The organism is Synergistaceae bacterium, assembly GCA_017443945.1.
Classification (GTDB): domain Bacteria; phylum Synergistota; class Synergistia; order Synergistales; family Aminobacteriaceae; genus JAFUXM01.
Map to the genome: position 1 here is coordinate 25,399 of JAFSXS010000095.1, position 6,963 is coordinate 32,361.

6 protein-coding genes and 1 pseudogene are annotated in these 6,963 nt (G+C 41.6%); 3 read left to right on the top strand and 4 right to left on the bottom strand.

The genetic code is table 11. The features are described 5' to 3' along the window. Positions 1-13 precede the first annotated feature (13 nt). From pepT to fucO, 3 genes and pseudogenes are all read left to right on the top strand, one after another. Positions 14-1,240 carry a peptidase T gene (pepT, locus tag IJT21_09890; protein ID MBQ7578560.1) on the top strand — a complete coding sequence of 409 codons (1,227 nt, stop codon included), beginning with the start codon at positions 14-16 and terminating at the stop codon, positions 1,238-1,240. Next, positions 1,237-2,061 (top strand): rhamnulose-1-phosphate aldolase, encoded by an 825-nt coding sequence (gene rhaD, locus IJT21_09895; protein ID MBQ7578561.1) that lies wholly within the window; start codon positions 1,237-1,239, stop codon positions 2,059-2,061. The genes pepT and rhaD overlap by 4 nt, the downstream gene beginning before the upstream one ends. A 24-nt stretch (positions 2,062-2,085) precedes the next feature. Next, a pseudogene (gene fucO, locus IJT21_09900) lies at positions 2,086-3,235 on the top strand (lactaldehyde reductase). A gap of 62 nt (positions 3,236-3,297) precedes the next feature. Here the strand turns inward: fucO and IJT21_09905 are convergent. The 4 genes from IJT21_09905 to IJT21_09920 form a co-directional block, all read right to left on the bottom strand. Beyond that, entirely contained in the window at positions 3,298-4,890 is a 1,593-nt protein-coding gene (locus tag IJT21_09905) for a peptide ABC transporter substrate-binding protein (protein ID MBQ7578562.1), read from the bottom strand. Further along, positions 4,869-5,804: an ATP-binding cassette domain-containing protein gene (locus IJT21_09910; protein ID MBQ7578563.1), complete on the bottom strand. Its 936-nt coding sequence runs from the start codon at positions 5,802-5,804 to the stop codon at positions 4,869-4,871. The genes IJT21_09905 and IJT21_09910 overlap by 22 nt, the downstream gene beginning before the upstream one ends. Then, a complete protein-coding gene (locus IJT21_09915; protein ID MBQ7578564.1) occupies positions 5,801-6,745 on the bottom strand; it encodes an ABC transporter ATP-binding protein in 945 nt (314 codons plus the stop codon). Before IJT21_09915 ends, IJT21_09910 begins: the two co-directional genes overlap by 4 nt. Position 6,746: 1 nt before the next feature. Continuing rightward, on the bottom strand, positions 6,747-6,963 hold a 217-nt coding region (locus tag IJT21_09920), incomplete at its 5' end, for a hypothetical protein (protein ID MBQ7578565.1).

Below are 6,963 nucleotides of genomic sequence, written 5' to 3' on the forward strand. Positions count from 1 at the left end.
AGGCATTATAAATTTGTACACGACATTAGAGCATTTCTTAAAATATATAAAATATGACACTCAATCGCAGGAAAACGCCGGAGTCATTCCCAGCACAGAAAAGCAATTTACTTTAGCGCGCGAGTTGTTCAATGAATTACAGGAACGCGGACTTAAAGACGTAACAATCACTGAACACGCTTATGTAACGGGGACTCTTCCTGCCAACACTGATAAAAAAATTCCTGCAATAGGCTTTATTTCACACATGGACACTTCACCCAGTGCAAGCGGTGCAAATGTTCAAGCAAGAATCATAAATAATTACGACGGCAGCAACATAGCATTAAATGAAAATATAATTTTATCGCCGGAAATTTTCCCCGACATGAGAAAATATGTAAATCATGATTTAATCGTTACTGACGGCAAAACTTTATTAGGCGCGGACGACAAAGCCGGAATCGCTGAAATAATCGGTGCACTTGACTGGCTGCTCGCTAATCCGGAATTTAAACACGGTGATATGAAAATCGCTTTCACTCCTGATGAAGAAATCGGCGAACTTGCGAGTCATCTTGACATCAAAAAATTTGCGGCTGACTTTGCTTACACTGTCGACGGCGGAGAACTCGGCGAAATAAGTTACGAAAATTTTAACGCTGCACAGGCTGTAATAAAGATTCACGGGCGGTCAGTTCATCCGGGAGCAGCAAAAAATATCATGGTTAGTGCTGTAATGCTCGGCAATGAATTATTAAACATGTTACCGTCAAATGAGTCTCCGGCCACAACAGAAGGCAGAGAAGGCTTTTATCACTGCTTGAGCTTCAACTGCACACCGGAAGAAGGCGAAATAATATTTATAATCCGAGATCATGACATGAAAAAATTTGAGGCGCGCAAAAATTTCATGACTCAATGCATTAACACCCTTCAAGAAAAATATAATGCTGCAAAATTTGAACTCTCAATCACAGATCAGTATTACAATATGTTAGAAAAATTTCGCGAAAATATGTATCCCGTAGACTTGGCCATTAACGCAATGAAAGATTTGCAGATTACACCCGTTATTTTGCCTATCAGGGGAGGCACTGACGGAGCTGCTTTATCGTGGCGGGGACTTCTTACGCCGAACATTTTTACGGGAGCTCACAACTGGCACAGCATATTTGAATTTGTTTCCGTTCAAGTAATGGAGTCAGCGAGCAGATTAATCATAAAAATTTTAGAGAGGGCAGCAGGTGATAACAAGTGAAAGATATTTTATCGGCACCGTTTTTAATCGAGCTTACACGCACACTCACGAACATGTATAATCACGGCTGGGACGAAAGAAATTCCGGCAATTTATCGCTGTTATTAGACGAGTCAGAAATAAAAGATTACTGCGACACAAATAATTTTATCCGCGAATTTAATACGGGATTCGAGACTCCTTTACTCGACAATAAATATTTTATCGTTACCGGTACAGGCAAATATTTCAAAAATGTGCAGTATGACCCGGCTTTAAATTTGGGACTCGTGAAAATCTTAGACAACGGAAGAAAAGCGCGACTCTTATGGGGATTAACTGACGGAGGCAATTTAACGAGCGAATTTCCTGCGCACATGATGAGTCATTCTTCAAGACTCGCTATAGATTCGCAAAATAGAGTCATTCTTCACTGCCACGCGACTAATTTACTTGCGATGACTTATGTTCATGAATTCGACGAGAAAAAATTTACTCGGACCCTTTGGCAAATGGCGACTGAATCAATAATAATTTTTCCCGACGGAATTAATATTTTGCCTTGGATGTTATGCGGAACCAACGAGATCGGCCAAGCTACAGCAGAAAAATTTAAATCTTCAAGACTCGTTTTATGGGCGATGCACGGACTATATGCAGCGGGCAAAAATTTAGATGACGCTTTCGGGTTAATCGAGACAGCAGAGAAGGCCGCAGAAATTTTCTTGAAGACTGCACATTTACCGAGAGTCAATAATATCACTGATGAAAATTTGAAGTCTTTAGCAGTAAAATTTAACGTAAAGCCCCGTGAAGGCTATCTATCGTTACAGCATTCATAATATAACAAAGGAGAGAAATTTTTTATGGCAGATCGTATCGTACTGAATAATATTTCTTATCACGGTAAAGGCGCGATCGAAAATATTGCACCTGAACTCAAAGCGCGCGGCAAGAAAAAAAGTTTTTGTCTGCACTGACGCAAGTTTAATCAAGTTCGGAGTCGCTCAAAAAGTTACGGATTTACTTGACAAGGCCGGAATCGCTTACGAAATTTACAGCGACATTAAGCCAAATCCGACAATTGAAAACGTTCAAAACGGTGTAGCAGCATTCAAGAAGGCAAACGCTGACTCAATAGTTGCTATCGGCGGCGGCTCGTCAATGGATACAGCAAAGGCGATCGGAATTATAATTAACAACCCTGAATTTGCTGATGTCCGCTCACTTGAAGGCGTTGCACCGACAAAGACTCACGCAGTATTTACTATTGCAGTGCCGACAACAGCAGGAACAGCCGCAGAAGTTACAATTAATTATGTCATCACCGACGTTGAGAAAAAGCGCAAATTTGTTTGTGTCGATACAAATGACATTCCCGAAATCGCAGTAGTTGACCCCGATATGATGTCTTCAATGCCTAAGGGTTTAACAGCTTCAACAGGCATGGACGCACTGACTCACGCGATAGAAGGTTATATCACAAAAGGTCATTGCGCAATTAGTGATATGTTCCACCTTGAGGCGATTAAATTAATTTCTCACAGTTTACGCGGAGCAGTAGAAGGAACTCCAGAAGGCCGCGAGGGAATGGCACTCGGTCAATATATTGCTGGTATGGGATTCTCTAACGTAGGACTCGGAATCGTTCACAGCATGGCTCACGGATTAAGCGCACTTTATGACACACCGCACGGAGTCGCATGTGCAATAATTTTGCCTTATGGACTCGAATACAACGCACCAGCCGCCGGAAAACGTTATCGCGCAATAGGCAAAGCAATGGGAGTTGACGGTATTGACTCAATGGACGATGAGCAGGCATGTCAAGCAACTATTAACGCTGTGAAAAAACTTTCTGCTGATGTAGGAATCGCGCCGAATTTAAAGGGTATTCTCAAAGATGAGGACGTACAATTTTTGAGCGACAGTGCATTTGCAGACGCTTGCTGTCCCGGCAATCCCAGAGATACAAACGTTAAAGAGATTAAAGCACTTTATCGCAGCATGATGTAAATATAAAGTTTGACTCCGCCGCCTCGCCCCACCCACCCACCCTGCTCGGCGGCGGAAAAGACTCACTCATTCACGATTTCGGCCGTCCTGAATAAAATAATTCCTAGTGGAGATTGATATATATTTTTGACGCGTTCACTCTTCATTTCAGGCGACGACAAGAAATATAACGGTAATGAAGGCATTTCGCGCATTAAAATTTTCTCGGCCTCGTGCATATAATTTATACGCTTTGAATGATCCATTTCGAGGGCTGATTTTCGCATTAGTTCGTCAAATTCTGAATTTTTCCAGCTCATGTCATTTTGAGGCGAGTCAGATTTATAAGTATCTAATATATTCGACGCATCAGGAAAATCAAGAATCCAGCTGCTTGCGGCCATATCAAAATTTCCTTCCTGCATTGATTGAAGAAATACTTTCCATTCTTCATTTAATAGACCGACATTTACGCCTAAAACCTGCTTCCACATGTTTTGCAAGACTTCAGCGAGCATATTACTTCCCGGTTTTCCGCTATATTTTAATGACACTTCCGGGAAATTTTCACCGTTTGGATAACCTGCTTCAGCTAAAAGTTTTCTGGCCTGCTCAACGTCTGCACTAACCGGCAAAAACGCGCCGCCCTCCGTCCTGAAATCCTGCGAAATATTTACTCCAGGCACTAAATAACTTACAATCCCCGTTGCTGGTTTCTCGCCGCTTCCCAAAAGTTTATCGGTTATAATGCTTCTGTCTACTGCGAGGGTAAATGCGCGCCTGACTCTTGAATCATCAAAAGGTTTATGAGCACAGTTAAAATCAATAAAAGAAGTTCCCAGTGCAGGCAGTGATTTTGCTTCACCAGTTTTCAAGAGAGCAGGTAAAATTCTAGCCGGTATTGAGCTTATATAATCAATTTTTCCTGCTTTGAAGGCTGCAAGTGCTGTGTTAGAGTCCCCGATTAAGACAAAGCGCAATCTATCAATTTTCACGTTCTCTGAGTCCCAGTAATTATTATTCTTGAGCAAAACAATTTCTCCGCCGCTGCCGTGTTTCCATTTTGAGAGAATAAATGCACCGTTTGATACAATAGTTTCCGGTCTAGCTGCCCATCCCCGCGGATTATTATTTATTACGTCCATTCGAGCCGGTACAAATGTTTGGAAGGACATATAATCTAACATTAAGGGATTCTTGTATTCGAGCGTGATAATAAAAGTTTTCCCGTCAGGAACAGAGAGTCCGACCTCTTCAGCTTTTGCCTCGCCTTTGTAAAATTTTTCCGCGTTCTTGATAAAGAATCCGTAATTAGCATTTGGTGCAGCCGTCTCAGGAGCTATTAAATGCATAAAACCATCTTTGAAGTGTTGAGCAGTTAATTTTTTCCCGTCCGACCACTTTAAATTATCCCGCAAATAAAATGTCCATGTAAGACCGTCCGGCGAAATGTCCCAACTTTCAGCGCAGGCAGGTTCTATCTTGTCATTAAAGCCCCTCCGCACAAGACCTTCAAAAATGTTTGCGTCAACTTGTCCGCCGTCAAGAGCGTGATTTAAAAACGGGTCTATAGTTCTCGGATCAACGCCCAAATTATAAATTATTTCACGAGGCCCGGCACTAGCTGCACCGGCAAAAATTAAAATTATAAATATTATACGAATGGACATGCGCATAAATGATTTTCTCCTTTGTCTTGTAAAATTGTGTGAAGAGTCCTGCATTCCGGTTTTGCTTTGCTGCATCGCGTATGAAAATTACACCCAGACGGAATATTTAACGCGCTTGGGACTTCACCTTCAAGAGATAAAATTTTTCTTGCGTCTGATTTGTCGGGATCAGGAACAGGAATCGACGATAACAACGAAATTGTATAAGGGTGCAGAGGCCGTGAATATAATTCATCAGAGTCAGCGATTTCTACAATTTTTCCTAAGTACATAACGGCAACTCTTGTGCTTATGTGCCTGACCATTGATAAATCATGAGCGATAAATAAATATGTGAGTCCTAAACTTTTTTGCAGGTCCTCAAGCATATTTACAATTTGTGCCTGAATAGAGACATCAAGCGCGGATATTGGTTCGTCGCAAATAATAAATTCAGGTTCGACAGCTAATGCACGGGCGATTCCGATTCTTTGACGCTGGCCGCCGCTAAATTCATGAGGATAACGCCCAGACTGTTCACTATTGAGTCCGACGAGCTGCAATAATTTATTTACACGTTCTGAATGCTCGTTTTTCGGGATATTGTGAATAATCATAGCTTCACGAATAATTTCGCCTGCTGTCATTCGGGGATTAAGCGACGCATAGGGATCCTGAAATATCATTTGAATTTTCTTTCTGAACGGGAGCATTTGACGAGAATTTAAGCGCGTTATGTCTTGACCGTTATAAATAATTTTTCCTGAGTCAGGCTCATAAAGTTTTATAATTGTGCGTCCGAGAGTAGTTTTTCCGCAGCCCGACTCGCCTACAAGTCCGAGAGTCTCACCCTTATTGATAGTAAGCGACACACCGTCAAGAGATTTTATATTACCGTTAAAATATTTCTTGAGATCATGAACTTCAAGCAATGCGCTCATTTTTTCACCCCCAGCCAGCAATTATAATTATGAGTCTCTGACAAGATATTATTAACCGGAAATTTTTCAAGACATACCCTCATAGCGTGATTACATCTTTTCACGTAGGGGCAGCCTTTCGGAGGGTTCAGCAAATCGGGCGGTTGTCCTTCAATGGGAGTTAATTTCTGCTTGATGTTGTCAGGATTCGGCACAGAATTTAATACTCCCTGCGTGTAAGGGTGTGAAGGCTGATAAAAAATTTCGCGCCTCGTTCCCTGTTCGAAAATATGACCGCCGTACATGATTAAGACTCTATCTGCTTCGCCTGCAATTACGCCTAAATCATGAGTTATAAGAATTACGGACATTTTTGACTCGTGCTGCAAATCTTTTAATAGCTTCAAAATTTCTGCTTGGACAGTTACGTCAAGTGCTGTAGTAGGTTCGTCAGCGATTAATAAATCAGGTTTGCACAATAAAGACATTGCTATCATGATTCTTTGACGCTGGCCGCCGCTAAATTCGTGAGGATATTGCGAGATTCTTTTTTCTGCGGGTGTAATTCCGACGCGTTCGAGCATTTCTGTTATGCGGGAATTTATATTGCCCTGCCATTTATGACGCTTGAGAGTCTCCCGCATTTGATAACCGATTGTCAAGACAGGATTTAGACTCGTCATAGGGTCCTGGAATATCATAGAAATATTTTTTCCGCGAATTTCGTTAATGTCATAGTCGTTAATATTTTTGTCATTGAAGATTACAGAGCCGGATTTTATTTTGTTGAGCCCCATTACAGCAAGCATTATTGTACTTTTGCCGCTGCCTGACTCGCCTGCAATGCCGAGTACTTCACCTTTTTTGACGGTGAAAGAAATATTATTTACGGCCTTGACTTCTCCCGCTGACGTGAAAAACGACGAGCAAAGATTATTGACTGTTAAAATATTGTCGCTCAAATTAAATCACTCCCATTCTTGTTATATATAAATCGGGCGAAAACCTTTTTGCAGATGGTGCCGTCTGCGGGGCGATGGCTGCTTTCATTAGTCGTAGCATAAACACGTGGCGTGTACATGCAAAAGTTTTTATAAGTCTTCGAGTGTAGCTGCTATCAATAAAAAATTTTATCCCGCAAATTTCAATAAAGATATTCCACGCACAGGCCGAGTAGTGG

Coding starts and splice junctions, on each gene's coding strand:
- IJT21_09910 (MBQ7578563.1), bottom strand. CDS start 5,804: ATGAGCGCATTGCTTGAAGTTCATGATCTCAAGAAATATTTTAACGGT.
- IJT21_09905 (MBQ7578562.1), bottom strand. CDS start 4,890: ATGCGCATGTCCATTCGTATAATATTTATAATTTTAATTTTTGCCGGT.